The following is a 16,388-nucleotide window of genomic DNA, read 5'->3' on the forward strand; positions in this document are numbered from 1 at the left end:
CACGCGTGAAAGCCCCCCTCCTGTGCCCAGCGCCCCCCCCCCCCTCCTCCCCCCCTTTTTCGTCCGGGGTTTGTTTGTACCCCCCCCCCCCCCGGCCCCCCCCCCCCCCCCCCACGGAACCGGGCCGGTCAGACGAGCGTCACGGTGATGTTGCCGCGGGTCGCCTTCGAGTACGGGCAGACCTGGTGGGCCTTCTCCACCAGCGACCGCGCGGTGGCGGCGTCCACCGCCGGGATCTCGGCGGAGATCTCGACGATGATGCCGAACCCGTCGTCGTTCTTGCCGATGCCGACCTTCGCGGTGACGGTCGAACCGGAGATGTCGGCGCCCTCCTGCCGGGCCACGACACCGAGCGCACCCTGGAAACAGGCGCTGTACCCGGCGGCGAACAGCTGCTCCGGGTTGGTGCCGGCGCCGTTGCCGCCCATCTCCTCGGGCGGGTTCACGACCACGTCGATCTTGCCGTCATCGGTGGCCACCCGCCCGTCGCGGCCGTTCTCGGCGGTGGCGACGGCGGTGTAGAGGACCTCGGACTGCTGAATGGGCATGCGGTTGTCTTCCTCCTCGGTCCGCCGTGACTCGCGCCCACGATCACGACGGATTCCGGAAAGACGCTACCGCATGGCGGAAACCCGGTGAAGGCCGCTCTGCCCGTACGGGGTCAGAGCTTGACGATCATCTTGCCGGTGTTGTCGCCGCGCAGGACGCCGAGGAAGGCCTCCAGGTTGTTCTCGATGCCCTCGACGACCGTCTCGCGGTACTTCAGCTCGCCGGAGCGGACCCACGGGCCGACCTCCTGGACGAACTGCGGCTGGAGGTCGTAGTGGTCGCCGACCAGGAAGCCCTCGATGCGGCCGCGGGTCTGGATCAGGCGGGCGAGGTTCTTCGGGCCGGGGGCGGGCTCGGTGTTGTTGTAGACGGAGATCATGCCGCAGACGGCGATACGGCCGTCCCGGTTGAGGGAGCCGATGGCGGCCTCCAGGTGGTCGCCGCCCACGTTGTCGAAGTAGACGTCGATGCCGTCCGGGGCGGCGGCGCGCAGCTGCTCGCTCACCGGGCCGTCCTTGTAGTTGAAGGCGGCGTCGAAGCCGTACTCGTCGACGAGGAGCTTGACCTTCTCGTCCGAGCCGGCGGAGCCGATGACCCGGGAGGCGCCCTTGAGCTTCGCGAGCTGCCCCACCTGGCTGCCGACGGCACCTGCGGCGCCGGAGACGAAGACCGCGTCGCCCTCCTTGAAGGAGGCGGTGCGCAGCAGACCGGCGTAGGCGGTGAGCCCGGTCATGCCGAGCACACCCAGGTACGTCGACAGCGGCGCCGCCTGCGCGTCCACCTTCACGGCGTTCCCCGCGTCCACCGCGGCGTACTCGCGCCAGCCGAGGAAGTGCAGGACGTGGTCGCCGACGGCGATGCCCTCGGCGTTGGAGGCGACGACCTCGCCGACCGCGCCGCCCTGCATGGGCTTGCCCAGCTCGTACGGGGCGACATACGACTTCGCGGCGCTCATGCGGCCGCGCATGTAGGGGTCGACGGAGACGTACAGGTTGCGTACCAGCACCTGGCCGTCGCCCGGGGTCGGGACCTCCGCCTCGACGAGGGTGAAGTCCTCGGGCTTGGGCCAGCCGACCGGACGGCTGACCAGATGCCATTCGCGGTTGACGGTGGGGAGGGCGGGGGAATCGGTCATGGGGGGCACCTTTCCGGGGAGCACAGATGCTTCAGGGTCTGAAACAACCATGCGACTGAACATTTCAGCTTGTCAAACAAATGGGTACCCTGGTTTCCATGGCCACACCACGCGACACGACCCGCCGACCCGACGCACTCACCCTGGAAGTCGTCGAGCTGATCGGTGAGGTCGTGGCCCGCTTCCACGCCGACTATGAGGAGGCGGCCGCGGACCGCGCCCTGACCGGGGCACAGGCCAGGCTGCTCAGCCTGCTGTCGCTGGAACCGCTGCCGATGCGGAAACTGGCGCAGAAGCTGAAGTGCGAGCCGTCGAACGTCACCGGGATCGTGGACCGGCTGGAGGCCCGGGGACTGGTCGAACGGCGCCCCGACCCCGGCGACCGCCGGGTGAAGGTGGCCGCGGCGACGGAGGAGGGGCGACGGGTGGCACGGGGGCTGCGGGAGTCACTGCGGTTCGCGCGGGAGCCGCTCGCAGGGTTGTCGGAGGGAGAGCGGGTGGCCCTGCGGGACGCGCTGCGGAGGATGCTGGGGGACTGAGGCCGGCGGGGCGGGCCGGCGTTCACCCGCGACCGGCGTCACCCTGAAGGGGACGGGCCCCCGGCCAGGCACGGCACGGCACGGCTCACGGGGGCGCACGCCCGGGATCGCGGGGCTGCGCCCACCACCGGCTGCCCAGCTACGTGCACCACCACAGGAAGCGGTCGCACGTTTCGGTCGGGGTGGGGTCCGGCGAGGCCGTCGGAGTGGGGGTCGTCGTCGGGGGCGGGGCGTCCGGGACCGTTGACGGCGAGCCGGGGGCCAGGGACGTCTCCGGCGCCGCCGCCGGGGGTGCCGACGGGGTCCCGGCCTCGTCCGCCCCCTCCGACTCCTCCGCGCCCGGGGACACCGAAGCCGACGCCGACACCGTTGTCGAAGCGGACGCGTCGGGTGACGGTGCGCCCGAGGCGGTGGTCGTCCTCGACGCCCCCTCGGCCGGCACGGCCGAGGACTCCCCCGCCTCACCGGCCTCCCCCACCTCCCGGCTCGCCCCGCCGTCCGTCGTCTCGCCCCCGGCGGCGGCCGGCTTCGCCGGGGAGCCCGGGGCGTCCGCGCCGAGTTCCGCGAGACTCAGTCCGCCGGCCGCCAGGACGAAGCCCGCGGTGACGAAGAGGGTCCGGCGGCGGCGTCGGCGGTGTGCCGCGGCTTTGCGGTCGCGGCGGCCGGCCCGCCCGCCGCGGGAGGCGTCGTCGGGCGTCCCGTCGGCCGCGTCCGCCTCTCCGGCCGCCCGCGCCGGGCTCTCCTCGCTCTCCGTCACATACGCGCCGGACACGCGGAGTTCTTCGGCCGGCGCGCCGCACCCCGGGCAGGCGAGGGCGCCATTGAGGTGCCGTCGGCACGGGTGGCAGTAGTCCATGACGCGGGAAGGTTAAGTTCCGCAACGGCCGCGTTCCTAGAGGCGCCTGTGAAGGTTGTGTGGGGAAGCGGCCGGGCCCGCTCCGCCCGCACTTTCGAAACTGCCGAAACCGTTATGTGTCCGACCCATTGACACCCCGACCGCACCCTCCTTACTGTCACGCCAGCATTTCGAACGAGTGACGAAATATCGAACACAGCGAAGGGCAGCCGCCGTGCGCATCACCGGAATCAGCACACACGTGGTCGGGACGCCGTGGCGCAACCTGACATACGTCCAGGTGCACACCGACGAGGGCATCACCGGAGTCGGCGAGACCCGGATGCTGGGGCACACCGACGCTCTCCTCGGCTATCTGAAGGAGGCCGAGGCCAACCACATTCTCGGCTCCGACCCGTTCGCTGTCGAGGACCTGGTCCGCCGCATGAAGTACGGCGACTACGGCCGCGCCGGCGAGATCGTGATGTCCGGCATCGCCGTCGTCGAGATGGCCTGCTGGGACATCAAGGGCAAGGCCCTCGGCGTCCCGGTCTGGCAGCTGCTGGGCGGCAAGGTCACCGACAAGGTGAAGGCGTACGCCAACGGGTGGTACACGACCGAGCGGACGCCCGAGGCCTACCACAAGGCCGCGCAGGGGGTCATGGAGCGCGGGTACCGGGCGCTGAAGATCGACCCGTTCGGCACCGGGCACTTCGAGCTGGACCAGCAGCAGACGAACTACGCCGTGTCGCTCATCGAGGCCGTGCGGGACGCCATCGGGCCGGACGCCGAGCTGATGCTGGAGATGCACGGCCGGTTCTCGCCCTCCACCGCCGTCCGGCTCGCGCGTGAACTCGCGCCCTTCAAGCCGGCCTGGCTGGAGGAGCCGGTCCCGCCGGAGAACCTCAAGGCGCTGCGGAAGGTCGCCGAGAAGGTCGACATCCCGGTCGCCACCGGTGAGCGCATCCACGACCGGATCGAGTTCCGCGAGCTGTTCGAGGACCAGTCGGTGGACATCATCCAGCCCGACGTCGGCCACATCGGCGGCATCTGGGAGACCCGGAAGCTCGCCGCCACCGCCGAGACCCATTACACGCTCGTGGCGCCGCACAACGTGGGCGGGCCGGTCCTCACCGCCGCCAGCCTCCAGGTCGGCTTCACCTCCCCCAACTTCAAGATCCTGGAGCACTTCAACGACTTCGCGGACGCGGAGATCAAGAAGGTCGTGAAGGGCGCGCCGCAGGTGAACCCGGAGGACGGGTGCTTCCACCTGTCCGACGCGCCCGGCCTCGGCGTCGAGCTGGACACCGACGCGGCGGCCGAGTTCCCGCAGCAGCAGGCGCGGTTCGACCTGTGGGCCGAGGGCTGGGAGCAGCGCAAGCCCAAGGGGACCGGGGCGTGAGCGGCGCGGTCGTCATCGAGGCGCCGGGCGAGCACCGGCTCGTGCCGCACGAGCCGCGTGAGCCCGGCCCCGGCGAGGCGCTGGTGAGGGTGCACGCGGCCGGGATCTGCGGCAGCGACCGCGAGGTCTACCAGGGCAACCGGCCCGAGGGATACGTGCGTTACCCGCTCACCCCCGGGCACGAGTGGTCCGGGACCGTGGAGCGGGTCGGCGCCGGAGTGCCCGCGTCCCTCGTCGGGCGCGGGGTCGTCGGCGAGGGGTTCCGCAACTGCCAGGTCTGCGACCGCTGCCACGCGGGCGAGACGACGCTGTGCACGGCGGGGTACGAGGAGACGGGGTTCACCCAGCCGGGGGCCATGGCGCCCACGCTGACGCTGCCCGCCCGCCTCCTGCACGCCCTGCCCGACGACGCCGACCTCACCGCCGCCGCCCTGCTGGAGCCCGCCGCCTGCATCGCCGCCGCCGCGCTCAAGGCGAACGCCCGCCCCGGCGAGCGGGTCGCGGTCGTCGGCACGGGGACGCTCGGCATGTTCGCCGTGCAGTTCCTGCGTGCCGCGTCCCCGGGCGAGCTGCTGGTCGTCGGCACGCGCGGGGACCGGGAGGCGCTCTCGCGGCAGTACGGCGCGACCGACTTCCGGACGAGGGACCAGCGCCTCCCGGACGACTTCGACGTCGTCATCGAGACCGCCGGGTCCGCCGGCGCCGCCCGCACCGCCGCCGGGCTGCTCCGCAGGGGCGGGCGGCTGGTGCTGACCGGCATCCCGGCGCCGGGCGCCGACGGGCTCGACCCGACCGACCTGGTCGTACGGCAGCTGGAGGTGCAGACCGTCTTCGGGGCGGCGCCGGACGCCTGGGCGCACACGGTGCGGGTCTTCGCGGCCGGGCTGCTCGACCCGCGGCCGCTGGTGACGCACGAGCTGCCCCTCACGGAGTTCCAGCAGGCCATCGAACTGGTGGGGTCCGGTGACCCGAAGGTCGGCAAGGTGCTGCTGCGCCCCTGACGCCCACCCCTGAACCGTACGCCGGCACGGGGGCGACCTGACGGCCTCCGTACCGGCGTACATCCATCCGCACGGGCTTCTTCCGCGGCTCGGCTCCCCTCTCCGGCCTCCGGCTCATCTCCGGCCTCCGGCCCCCTCTCCGACCTCACGTCCGGCTCCCTCTCCGGTTCCACCGCCGGCTTCTCCTCCCCTGAGCCGCGAACTTCGTCCGACATACCGAACACTAAGGACAGCTTGTGACCGACGCTTCCGCCAAGGCCGCCGCACGCAGGCCCGGTGAGCAGGCGCTCACCGCCCTCGGCCTGGCCGCGCCCGCCCCCGACCCCGCCGACGCCTCGCCGCACTCCTTCCCGGAGGGTGGCCGCTGGCGCACCGAGATCCCCTCCTGCGAAGGGCCGGAGGCGCTGGGAGTGGTGCTGAAGGAGTCCTCGCGGCTGGACGTGCCGATCCACCGGATCAGCCAGGGCAGCGGCGTCTGGATGCTGACCGACGCCGAGATCACCGAGATGGTCGAGGCCACCGCCGAACGCGACATCGAGCTCTGCCTGTTCACCGGCCCGCGCGGCACGTGGGACATCGGTGGCTCCACCCGGACCGACTCGGGCGGCGCGGGTCTGCGCGCCCGCGGCCACGACGCGGTCGCCGGGTGCGTCGAGGACGCCGTGCGGGCGACCGAGCTGGGCGTCAAGTGCCTGCTCGTCGCCGACGAGGGCGTGCTGTGGACGCTGCACCGGGCGCGGACGGCGGGCATCATCCCCGCCGACACCACGCTGAAGCTGTCGGCGCTCGTGGGGCCGGTCAACCCGGCCTCGTACGCGGTGTACGAGCGGCTCGGCGCCGACTCCATCAACGTGCCCAGCGACCTGACTCCGGACCACCTGACCGAAATACGGCGGGTTTCGGCCGCGCCCATGGACATGTACATCGAGGCTCCCGACGACCTCGGCGGCTACGTGCGGATGTACGAGGTCGCCGAGCTGGTCCGGCGCGGCGCCCCGCTGTACCTGAAGTTCGGTCTCTCCAAGGCGCCCGGGATCTATCCGTACGGCCACCACCTTCGGGAACTGACGCTGGCCACCGCCAAGGAGCGGGTGCGGCGCGGCCGGCTCGCGCTGGATCTGCTGGCGCGGCACGGGGCGGACGGGGACATGGCTCCGCTCGGCACACGACTGCCGGGCTCGCTCAACCGGTTCGAGATCTCGTCATAACGTTCCGGAAACTCCCTTCACAAAAGAAGACACAGCCGCGCACAATCCCACACACCTGTTCTCGGTCGTTCCACCCTCAGCTTTTCGCGTGCCGGCACCACCAGACCGAGCCCTGCACCCACATCAAGGATGATGACCATGCGCAACCGCAGAGCCGCACTCGCCGCCGTAGCCTCCGCCGCCTCCCTCGCCCTCACCCTGACCGCCTGCGGCCAGAACAGCGAGGGCGGCAGTGAGGAGGACAAGGGCGGTGGCAAGGGCGGCACCATCGGCATCGCGATGCCGACCAAGTCCTCCGAGCGCTGGATCTCCGACGGCGCCAACGTCGAGAAGGAACTGAAGGCCAAGGGGTACGAGACCAAGCTCGTCTACGGCGAGGACGACCCGGACCAGCAGGTCTCCCAGATCGAGAACATGATCACACAGGGCGTCGACGCCCTGGTCATCGCCGCGATCGACAACAAGTCCCTCAACAACGTGCTCCAGCAGGCCAAGGACGCCGACATCCCGGTCATCTCCTACGACCGGCTGATCCTCGGCACGGAGAACGTCGACTACTACGCCTCGTTCGACAACAGCAAGGTCGGCGAGCTGCAGGGCACGTACATCGTCGAGAAGCTCGGCCTGAAGGACGGCTCCGAGAAGGGCCCCTTCAACATCGAGCTGTTCGCCGGTTCCAACGACGACAACAACACCAAGTACTTCTTCAACGGCGCGATGAGCGTCCTGAAGCCGTACATGGACAAGGGCCAGCTGGTCGTCCGGTCCAAGCAGACCGCCCTCAACCAGGTCACCACCCTGCGCTGGGACGGCGGCACCGCGCAGAAGCGCATGGACGACCTGCTCACCTCCAGCTACCGCAGCGCCCGGGTCGACGCGGTGCTCTCGCCGTACGACGGCATCTCCATCGGCATCCTGTCCGCCCTGAAGTCGGACGGCTACGGCTCCGCGAACAAGCCCATGCCGGTCGTCACCGGCCAGGACGCCGAGGTCGCCTCGGTGAAGTCGATCATCGCGGGTGAGCAGACGCAGACCGTCTTCAAGGACCTCCGCGAGCTCGCCAAGGTCGCCTCGAACATGGTCGAGGCCTCCCTCAACGACAAGGAGCCCGAGGTCAACGACACCAAGTCGTACGACAACGGTGCCAAGGTCGTCCCCGCCTACCTGCTGCAGCCGGTCAGCGTCGACAAGGCCAACTACGAGAAGGTCCTCGTCGAGGGTGGCACCTACTCCGCGGACGACCTCAAGTAACCGGGCCCCCTCAAGGATTGGAAGGCACGACCATGGCGGGACCCGTCCTGGAAATGCGCTCGATCGTCAAGACCTTTCCCGGTGTCAAAGCGCTGTCGGACGTCACACTGACCGTTCGTCAGGGCGAGGTCCACGCCATCTGCGGTGAGAACGGCGCCGGCAAGTCGACCCTGATGAAGGTGCTCTCCGGCGTCCATCCGCACGGCAGCTACGAAGGGGACATCCTCTTCGACGGCGAGACCTGCCGGTTCAAGGACATCCGGGCGAGCGAGCAGCACGGCATCGTGATCATCCACCAGGAGCTGGCGCTGGTGCCGTACCTCTCCATCGCGGAGAACATCTTCCTCGGCAACGAGCACGCCAAGCGCGGACTGATCAACTGGAACGAAACCCTCCGGCACGCCACCGAACTGCTGCGCCAGGTCGGTCTCGACGAGCACCCGGAGACCCGTGTCGCCGACATCGGCGTGGGCAAGCAGCAGCTGGTGGAGATCGCCAAGGCGCTCTCGAAGAAGGTGAAGCTGCTCATCCTCGACGAGCCGACGGCGGCGCTCAACGACGACGACAGCGGCAAACTCCTCGACCTGATCCTCTCGTTGAAGGACCAGGGCATGACCTCGATCATCATCTCGCACAAGCTGAACGAGATCCGCCGGGTCGCCGACTCGGTCACGATCATCCGCGACGGGCGGTCCATCGAGACGCTCGACGTGAAGGCCGAGGAGACGACCGAGGACCGGATCATCAGCGGGATGGTCGGCCGCGACCTGGAGAACCGCTTCCCGGAGCGGACCCCGCACCAGCCGGAGGAGGGCACCGCACCCGCCCTGGAGATCCGGAACTGGACCGTGCACCACCCCATCGACCAGCAGCGCAAGGTCGTCGACGACGTCTCGGTCGAGGTGCGGCGCGGCGAGATCGTCGGCATCGCCGGGCTGATGGGCGCCGGCCGCACGGAACTCGCGATGAGCGTGTTCGGCCGCACCTACGGCCGGTACGCGGGCGGCACGGTCCTCAAGGACGGCACCGAGATCCGTACGAAGACCGTCCCGGAGGCGGTCGGGCACGGCATCGCGTACGTCACCGAGGACCGCAAGCACTACGGCCTCAACCTCATCGACACCATCAACCGGAACATCTCGCTGACCGCGCTGGGCAAGGTCGCCAAGCGGGGTGTGGTCGACGAGCACGGGGAGCGGCAGGTCGCCGAGGACTTCCGCAAGTCCATGAACATCAAGGCGCCGACCGTCTTCGAGCCGGTGGGCAAGCTGTCCGGCGGCAACCAGCAGAAGGTCGTCCTCAGCAAGTGGATCTTCGCGGGTCCCGAGGTGCTGATCCTGGACGAGCCCACGCGCGGTATCGACGTGGGTGCCAAGTACGAGATCTACACGGTCATCGACCAGCTGGCCGCCCAGGGCAAGGCGGTCGTCTTCATCTCCTCCGAACTGCCGGAGCTGCTCGGCATGTGCGACCGCATCTACACGATGGCCGCGGGGCGGCTGACGGGTGAGTTCTCGCGGGCCGAGGCCTCGCAGGAAGCGCTGATGCGTCAGATGACGAAGGACAAAGAGGTAACCCGATGAGCACGGACCTGACCGCCAAGACCCCGGCCCCCGCGCCGCCCGGCAAGGACGGGGCGGCCTCCGGCGGCGGCCTGCTGCAGCTGATGCTCGACGGCATGCGCCGCAACATGCGCCAGTACGGCATGCTGATGGCCCTCGGCCTGATCGTGGTGCTGTTCGCCGTCTGGTCCGACGGCGACCTGCTGCTGCCGCGCAACGTCTCCAACCTGGTGCTGCAGAACAGCTACATCCTGATCCTCGCGATCGGCATGATGCTCGTCATCATCGCGGGCCACATCGACCTGTCGGTCGGCTCGCTGACGGCGTTCATCGGCGCGATGGCCGCCGTGCTCATGGTCGACAACGACCTGCCCTGGCCGGTCGCGGTGGTGCTCTGCCTGGCCATCGGCGCGGCCGCGGGCGCGGTGCAAGGGTTCTTCATCGCCTATCTGGGCATACCGTCGTTCATCGTGACCCTGGCGGGCATGCTGCTCTTCCGCGGTCTGACGGAGATCTTCCTGAAGGGCCAGACCCTCGGCCCGTTCCCGAAGGACCTGCAGAAGATCGCCAACGGCTTCCTGCCCGAGGTCGGCCCGAACACCAACTACCACAACCTCACCCTGCTGCTGGGCTTCGCCCTGATCGCCTTCGTGGTGTTCCAGGAGGTCCGCGACCGCAAGCGGCAGCAGGAGTTCGCCCTCGAGGTGGTGCCGGTCAAGCTGTTCGCGCTCAAGCTGGTCGCACTGGTCTCCGCCGTCCTCGTCGTCACGCTGCTGCTCGCCAGCTACAAGGGCGCCCCGGTCGTGCTGCTCATCCTGGGCGTGCTGGTCGTCGGGTTCGGCTACCTGATGCGCAACGCGATCATCGGCCGCCACATCTACGCCATCGGCGGCAACCTGCCCGCGGCCAAGCTGTCGGGCGTGAAGGACAAGAAGGTCACCTTCCTGGTCTTCCTGAACATGGGCATGCTCGCGGCCCTGGCGGGTCTGGTCTTCGCCGCCCGCTTCAACGCGGCCTCTCCCAAGGCCGGCCTCAACTTCGAGCTGGAGGCCATCGCCGCCTCGTTCATCGGCGGCGCGTCGATGAGCGGCGGCGTCGGCACGGTCCTCGGCGCGATCATCGGCGGCCTGGTCCTGGGCGTGCTGAACAACGGCATGAACCTCGTCGGCATCGGCACCGACTGGCAGCAGGTCATCAAGGGCGCGGTGCTGCTGGCGGCGGTCGGGTTCGACGTGTGGAACAAGCGCAAGGTCGGTTCGTAACGGTCTGGGGCCCCGCCGCTCGAGGCGGGGCCCGCTTCTTCTCACGGAAGTACAGGAGCCGCACACATGGAACTGAGCAGACGCACGGTCATCGCAACGGCGACCGCCGCGGGCATCGCCGCCGCGACCGCCGGCGGCACGGCACACGCCACGGGAGGCAGGAAGCCGGTGAAGGAGCTCTTCGGCAAGCTCGCCGACGGCACGAAGGTGTACCGCTGGTCGCTGGAGAACGGCGGCACGCGGATGAAGGTGCTGTCGTACGGCGGCGTCGTCCAGTCCCTGGAGATCCCCGACCGCCGGGGCCGCCACGAGAACGTCTCCCTGGGCTTCGACAACCTCGACGACTACGTGGCCCGCAGCCCGCACTTCGGCGCCCTGATCGGGCGGTACGGCAACCGCATCGCCAAGGGACGCTTCACCCTGGACGGCAAGGAGTACCAGCTCTCCGTCAACGACGGCGAGAACTCCCTGCACGGCGGCGCCCTCGGCTTCGACTACCGGGTGTGGGACGTCGAGCCGTTCACCGAGGGCTCCGACGTCGGCCTGGTCCTGCACTACACCAGCGTCGACGGCGAGATGGGCTACCCGGGCACGCTCAGGGCGAAGGTGACGTACACCCTCACCCGGCGCGGCGAGTGGCGCATCGACTACGAGGCCACCACCGACAGGGCCACCGTCGTCAACCTCACCAGCCACGTCTACTGGAACCTGGCCGGCGAGGGCAGCGGCACCATCGAGGACCACGAGCTGTCGATCGCCGCGTCCCGCTACACGCCCACCGACGCGGGCCTCATCCCGACGGGCGAGCTGGCGAAGGTCTCCGGCACGCCCTTCGACTTCCGCCGGGCCAAACCGATCGGCCGGGACATCCGCGACGCCCACCCGCAGCTGGTCACCGCCAAGGGCTTCGACCACAACTGGGTGCTGGACAAGGGCATCACGGAGCGCCCCGAGCACATCGCCACCCTGCGCGACCGCGCCTCGGGCCGCACCCTGCACATCGCCACCGACCAGCCCGGCCTGCAGTTCTACTCGGGCAACTTCCTCGACGGCACCCTGACCGGCACCGGCGGCTCCCTCTACCGCCAGGGCGACGCCCTGTGCCTGGAGACACAGCACTTCCCGGACTCGCCGAACCAGCCGTCGTTCCCGTCGACCGTGCTGCGGCCCGGCGAGACGTACCGGACGACGACGGTGCACTCGTTCGACGCGTGAGGGCACACTTTCTTCACACGCGTTGAACGGTGTCTCATCCCCCTTCGTATGTAAGGGCGGTCCGCGCTCCCCGGCGCGGGCCGCCCACCTACGGAGGTCCACTTGTCCGGGAACGTCACCTCGCTGTTCCGCGGCACCGCGGCGCACAGCCCGTCGACGGCGGCGCTGACGCGGGTGAGCGGCGAGGCGGCGGGCGCCGGCCCGGTGGACTTCTGCATCCCCTGCAACCCGTACTTCCCCACCCCGGCGATGTTCGACGAGCTGGCCGGCCGGCTGCGCGAGATCATCACGTACTACCCGAGCGGCGCCGACACCATCACCGCCGAACTGTGCGGCCTGCTCCACCTCCCCCCGCAGTGCGTGGCGATGGGCAACGGCTCCACGGAGCTCATCACCTGGATCGACCACCTGCTGGTCCGGGAGTCCCTCGCCGTCCCCGTCCCCACCTTCGGCCGCTGGACCGACCAGCCCGCGGAGACCGGCAAACGGGTCGACATGTTCCCGCTCCAGGAGGCCGGCGGCTTCGCCCTCGACCTCGCGCGGTACGCCGAGTTCGTCCGGGCCAGGGGGACGCGGACGGTGGTGGTCTGCAACCCCAACAACCCCGACGGCGGCTACCTGCACAAGGAGGCGCTCGTACGGTTCATGGACGCGATGGCCGACCGGGACCTGGTCGTGATCGACGAGTCCTTCCTGGAGTTCGCCGACGCGGAGGCCGAGCCCAGCGTCGTCCACGAGGCGATGCTGCGCCCCAACGTCGTCGTCCTGCGCAGCCTCGGCACGAACTTCGGGCTGCACGGCATCCGCTTCGGCTACCTGGTCGCCGGCCCGGCGCTGGCGGGCCGGGTGCGCGCCATGCTGCCGAAGTGGAACCTCAACTCCTTCGCGGAGCACGTGGTGTTCATGCTGCGCGACCACGGCCCCGAGTACGCGCGGAGCCTGCACCAGGTCCGCCGCGACCGCCTGGAGATGGCCGGTGAGCTGTCCGCGCTGCCCGGCCTGACGGTCTACCCCTCCCAGGGCAACTTCCTCTTCGTGCGCCTCCCCGTGGGCGCGGAGGGCACCGTCGTGCGGGACCGCATGCTCACCGAGCACCGGGTCCTGGTCCGTGAATGCGGCAACAAGATCGGTTCGTCCAGCCGCTTCCTGCGTCTCGTGGTGCGCCCCCGGATGGACGTGCGCCGCCTGGTATCCGGCCTGGAACAGGTGCTCTACGGGGCCCGGAGGGGAGCCGCCGTACCCGAGCCCGCCACCGGTACCGAGCCCGTGACCGGGACTGGGACCGGGACCGGGACCGGCTACAGCTCGGGCACGGCGGCGGTGGACCGCCTGGTGAGCGAGACCAACGGGTCCGGCCTGCGAGGGCTCGCCGCCGCGCCGGCCGCCGGAAGCGGCATGCCGCTCCCCGCCGCGGTGCCGATCGCCGCTCCGGCGGCGGCAGCCGTCGGCCCGATGTCGCTGCCGCTGCCGGTGCCGGTGCCGACGGCACCGCAGCCGGTCCCGCAGGCGGTGCCGGTCCCCCACCCGGCGCCGTATCCCGGACCGGTGCCGGTCCCCCACCCGGCACCGGTCCCACCACCCGCGGCCGCCCCGGCGCCGTATTCCGGGGCGGCCCCGGCTGCCACGGCCGCCCCGTACGCCGTGACCACCGGCCCCACCCCGCCCGGCGTACCGGCCCGCGGTGGCCTCACGGCCGCTCAGGTCAGGGGCACCGACGGCCTGGAGTCGGTCCCGGCGACGGGCCGGCCCGGGCCGGCCCACTGGCCGGACGCGGCGGGCGTGGGCCGGACGGGGTGACCCCCGCCGCTCAGTAGGCGACGGGCCAGCCGCTGCTCCAGTCCAGGAGGTTGATGCCGAGCTTGGGTGTGCCGTTGTCGTTGCCGTCGTAGTAGTGGTAGACGATCAGGTCGCCGTCGACGTCGTTCATGATCGACTGGCCGCCGGGGCCGATGACGCTGCCGTGCGACTCGAGCACGGGCGTGCCGCCGTTGTTCATCATCGAGACGCCGTTGCGGTCGCGGTAGGGCCCGGTGACGCTGGTCGCCCGGCCGACCTTGACCTTGTACGTGGAGCTGGTGCCGGCGCAGCAGGTGTCGTACGAGGCGAAGAGGTAGTAGTACCCGTTCCGCTTGACGATGTACGGGGCCTCGACGGCCTTGGTGCCGCTCGGGCGGGAGGCGAGGGAGCGGCGGGCGGTGTCGGAGGCGAGCTGCTTGCCGGTGGACGGGTCGATGCGGATCATCTTGATGCCGGTCCACCAGCTGCCGAAGGACAGCCACCACTTGCCGTCGTCGTCGACGAAGAGGTTGGGGTCGATGGCGTTGTAGTCGCTGGACGTGTTCGACGTGTAGACGACGCCGTAGTCGGTCCAGCTGCCCGGCTGTCCGGTGGTGGAGCCGGCCAGCCCGATGGCCGAGGTGTTCTCGCCGAACTTGGAGACGGAGTAGTACATCAGGTACTTGCCGCCGTGGTAGGAGATGTCGGGCGCCCAGGCCTCCGGGACGGAGGAGTAGCGCGACCACCAGCCGGGCCGGGAACGGAAGGCGTCCGCGCCGGTGGAGAAGGCGGTGCGGTCGGAGGACGCCTTGCTGCTGATGCCTCCGCCGGTGGCGTAGAGCAGGTACTGGCCGGAGGACGTCCGGATCATGGTCGGATCGTGCGTGACGACGGACCCGGTGACTCGACCCGGGTTCGGGTACGCAGACGCCGTGGTGGGGACGAGCGCGAGGAGTGCGGCGGTGGGGAGAGCGAGGAGTGCGGTTCGCTTGCGACGCGTGGTGGGTCTCATGGACAACGCTCCTGTTCTGGATTTCGAACATCGATCGTGTCTTCGGACGGAACGTAGGGACGAACCCCATGCGCGTCAATGGCCCGCGCAGCAACGGCAACCAACTCGCGGAGAACACCACGGTTCACAGGTGACGAACCGGTGAATACCTGACGGATGGTCAGCACCACTTCGGTCGGTCCCCCGCCTGTCCGGACAACATGGCCTCCCCATCCCCGTGCGCGCGTCCTGAGTCGGAAGTCGGGAGTCGGTCATGAACGGTTTTCCGTGGGAGTCCGTGATCGCCGTGCTCGGCCTCGCCGTGCCCGTGACCGCGGCCCTGTGGGAGTTCTTCCTCGCGGGCCGCAAACGTCTCGGCTACCGCGTGCAGATGGACACCAGCGCCCGGGACTCGGCCACCTCCTCCGGACCGGAGGCCGGGGTGCTCCAGCGCATGCAGTGGGACGGCGTCGGCCTGCACGACCCGTCGGTCGCCCTGCTGCGCATCGAGAACGTCGGCTGGACCCCGATAGTCGAGGAGGACTACGTGGCCCCCGCCAACGACGCGGTGGGCATACGCGTGAGATTCCCGGGCCGCCGCGTGGTCGGCATGGTCGTGACGGAGTGCAGCCACACCGTGCTGCGCGACTTCTTCGCACCGGGGACGCCGGGCTTCGGGGCCTCGGACGGCGTCATCAGACTGCCGAAGGTGAAGCTCAACCGCCGGGCCCACTACAAGGTGCTGGCGGTCCTGGACCGCGTCCCGACGTTCACCGAGACCGACTTCCCCGACCCGGAGGTCACCGCGGGCATCGTCGGCGGGGTACGCGGCGGGACCATCAAGAGGACCGAGTACTACCCATTCGCGTCCCGGCCGGTCCGCTGGCTGCTCGCCGTGCTCGTCCTGGTGAGCGTCGCCCAGTCCGTGTCCACGTTCGCCCGGGGAGAGGACGCCGTGGCCGCGCCGCTGGACTGCGCCGAGGGGACGCTGCACCTGACGGGCTCCACCGCGTTCAAGCTGGTCCTGGAGCAGGCCGCGGAGCAGTACGTGAAGACCTGCCCCGGCGCGCGAATACCGCTCTCCGACGGCCAGTTCGAGGGCAGCGTCCCGGGGCTGGACGCACTCGCCGCGGCCGGGGAAAAGGACATGGAGAAGAACAAGGGCAAGGCGAAGGGTGACGAAGGGCTCGGCAACCGGCTGACGTTCAGCGACGGCCCCAAGTCGCCCGGCCGCACCCGGCTCCTGCCCCGCCCCGTCGCCCTGTCCTTGTTCACCCTGGTCGTGAACAAGGACACCGGCGTGCAGGACCTGTCCCTGCAGCAGGTCCGGGACATCTACGCCGGAAAGGTGACCAGCTGGGAGGAGGTGGGCGGCGAGGAGCTGCCGATCCAGCTCGTCAGCCGCCACCCGGGGTCCGGCACCCGCACCGCCCTCCAGCGGCAGGTCCTGGACGACCGTCCCCTGCCGGCGGTCACGACGAGCGACTGCAGGGGCATGGACCTGAGCCGGCCCCATCGCTGCGAGGTCAACAAGACCGAGACCCTGCTGAACACCGTCGCCTCGACCCGCGGCGCCCTGGGCTACAGCGAGGTCGGTCTCGCCGAGGCCCACGAGGACGTGCGGCTGATCCGCATCGACGGCTACCCCGCGACGCTGGAGGG

Annotated in this window: 13 protein-coding genes and 1 pseudogene; 10 read left to right on the forward strand and 4 right to left on the reverse strand. The window is 70.3% G+C overall.

Translation table 11 applies throughout. The annotated features are described in order from the left end of the window. Positions 1–128: 128 nt before the first annotated feature. Positions 129–548 (reverse strand): organic hydroperoxide resistance protein, encoded by a 420-nt coding sequence (locus ACZ7G3_RS04975; protein WP_470923251.1) that lies wholly within the window; start codon positions 546–548, stop codon positions 129–131. 113 nt (positions 549–661) lie between these two features. Further along, positions 662–1,684: an NADP-dependent oxidoreductase gene (locus ACZ7G3_RS04980; protein ID WP_426598796.1), complete on the reverse strand. Its 1,023-nt coding sequence runs from the start codon at positions 1,682–1,684 to the stop codon at positions 662–664. Between the two features lie 98 nt (positions 1,685–1,782). Here ACZ7G3_RS04980 and ACZ7G3_RS04985 point away from each other — a divergent pair, with 98 nt between their 5' ends. Next, entirely contained in the window at positions 1,783–2,223 is a 441-nt protein-coding gene (locus ACZ7G3_RS04985; protein WP_426598795.1) for a MarR family winged helix-turn-helix transcriptional regulator, read from the forward strand. A 139-nt stretch (positions 2,224–2,362) separates the two neighbouring features. Here the strand turns inward: ACZ7G3_RS04985 and ACZ7G3_RS04990 are convergent, their stop codons facing one another. Next, positions 2,363–3,079: an SCO2400 family protein gene (locus ACZ7G3_RS04990; RefSeq protein WP_470923253.1), complete on the reverse strand. Its 717-nt coding sequence runs from the start codon at positions 3,077–3,079 to the stop codon at positions 2,363–2,365. A gap of 214 nt (positions 3,080–3,293) precedes the next feature. On the opposite strand from ACZ7G3_RS04990, the gene ACZ7G3_RS04995 reads away from it, so the two are divergent. From ACZ7G3_RS04995 to ACZ7G3_RS05030, 8 genes are all read left to right on the forward strand, one after another. Then, positions 3,294–4,460, forward strand: a complete 1,167-nt coding sequence (locus tag ACZ7G3_RS04995; RefSeq protein WP_398130430.1) for a mandelate racemase/muconate lactonizing enzyme family protein — start codon at positions 3,294–3,296, stop codon at positions 4,458–4,460. Further along, positions 4,457–5,461 carry a zinc-dependent alcohol dehydrogenase gene (locus ACZ7G3_RS05000; protein ID WP_426598793.1) on the forward strand — a complete coding sequence of 335 codons (1,005 nt, stop codon included), beginning with the start codon at positions 4,457–4,459 and terminating at the stop codon, positions 5,459–5,461. Before ACZ7G3_RS04995 ends, ACZ7G3_RS05000 begins: the two co-directional genes overlap by 4 nt. A gap of 236 nt (positions 5,462–5,697) precedes the next feature. Next, a complete protein-coding gene (locus tag ACZ7G3_RS05005) occupies positions 5,698–6,669 on the forward strand; it encodes a glycosyltransferase family protein (protein ID WP_426598792.1) in 972 nt (323 codons plus the stop codon). Positions 6,670–6,807: 138 nt separating this feature from the next. After that, on the forward strand, positions 6,808–7,920 hold the full coding sequence (gene chvE, locus ACZ7G3_RS05010) for a multiple monosaccharide ABC transporter substrate-binding protein (RefSeq protein ID WP_426598791.1): 1,113 nt from the start codon (positions 6,808–6,810) through the stop codon (positions 7,918–7,920). A 32-nt stretch (positions 7,921–7,952) separates the two neighbouring features. Next, the gene (gene mmsA, locus ACZ7G3_RS05015; protein ID WP_470923256.1) at positions 7,953–9,503 is read left to right on the forward strand and encodes a multiple monosaccharide ABC transporter ATP-binding protein; all 1,551 of its coding nucleotides are present in this window, start codon (positions 7,953–7,955) and stop codon (positions 9,501–9,503) included. Continuing rightward, positions 9,500–10,744 (forward strand): multiple monosaccharide ABC transporter permease, encoded by a 1,245-nt coding sequence (gene mmsB / locus ACZ7G3_RS05020; protein ID WP_426598789.1) that lies wholly within the window; start codon positions 9,500–9,502, stop codon positions 10,742–10,744. The genes mmsA and mmsB overlap by 4 nt, the downstream gene beginning before the upstream one ends. 66 nt (positions 10,745–10,810) lie before the next feature. Continuing rightward, positions 10,811–11,959, forward strand: coding sequence for an aldose epimerase family protein (locus tag ACZ7G3_RS05025; RefSeq protein ID WP_470923258.1), 1,149 nt, complete (start codon positions 10,811–10,813; stop codon positions 11,957–11,959). Positions 11,960–12,061: 102 nt separating this feature from the next. Further along, positions 12,062–13,756, forward strand: coding sequence for a pyridoxal phosphate-dependent aminotransferase (locus tag ACZ7G3_RS05030; RefSeq protein WP_470923260.1), 1,695 nt, complete (start codon positions 12,062–12,064; stop codon positions 13,754–13,756). A 10-nt stretch (positions 13,757–13,766) separates the two neighbouring features. Here the strand turns inward: ACZ7G3_RS05030 and ACZ7G3_RS05035 are convergent, their stop codons facing one another. Then, complete coding sequence (locus tag ACZ7G3_RS05035) at positions 13,767–14,747, reverse strand: arabinan endo-1,5-alpha-L-arabinosidase (RefSeq protein ID WP_470923262.1); 981 nt, start codon at positions 14,745–14,747, stop codon at positions 13,767–13,769. A 589-nt stretch (positions 14,748–15,336) separates the two neighbouring features. Here ACZ7G3_RS05035 and ACZ7G3_RS05040 point away from each other — a divergent pair. Further along, a pseudogene (locus ACZ7G3_RS05040) lies at positions 15,337–16,350 on the forward strand (substrate-binding domain-containing protein); the annotation flags it as partial. Positions 16,351–16,388 lie beyond the last annotated feature (38 nt).

The organism is Streptomyces sp. NPDC037271, assembly GCF_055603605.1.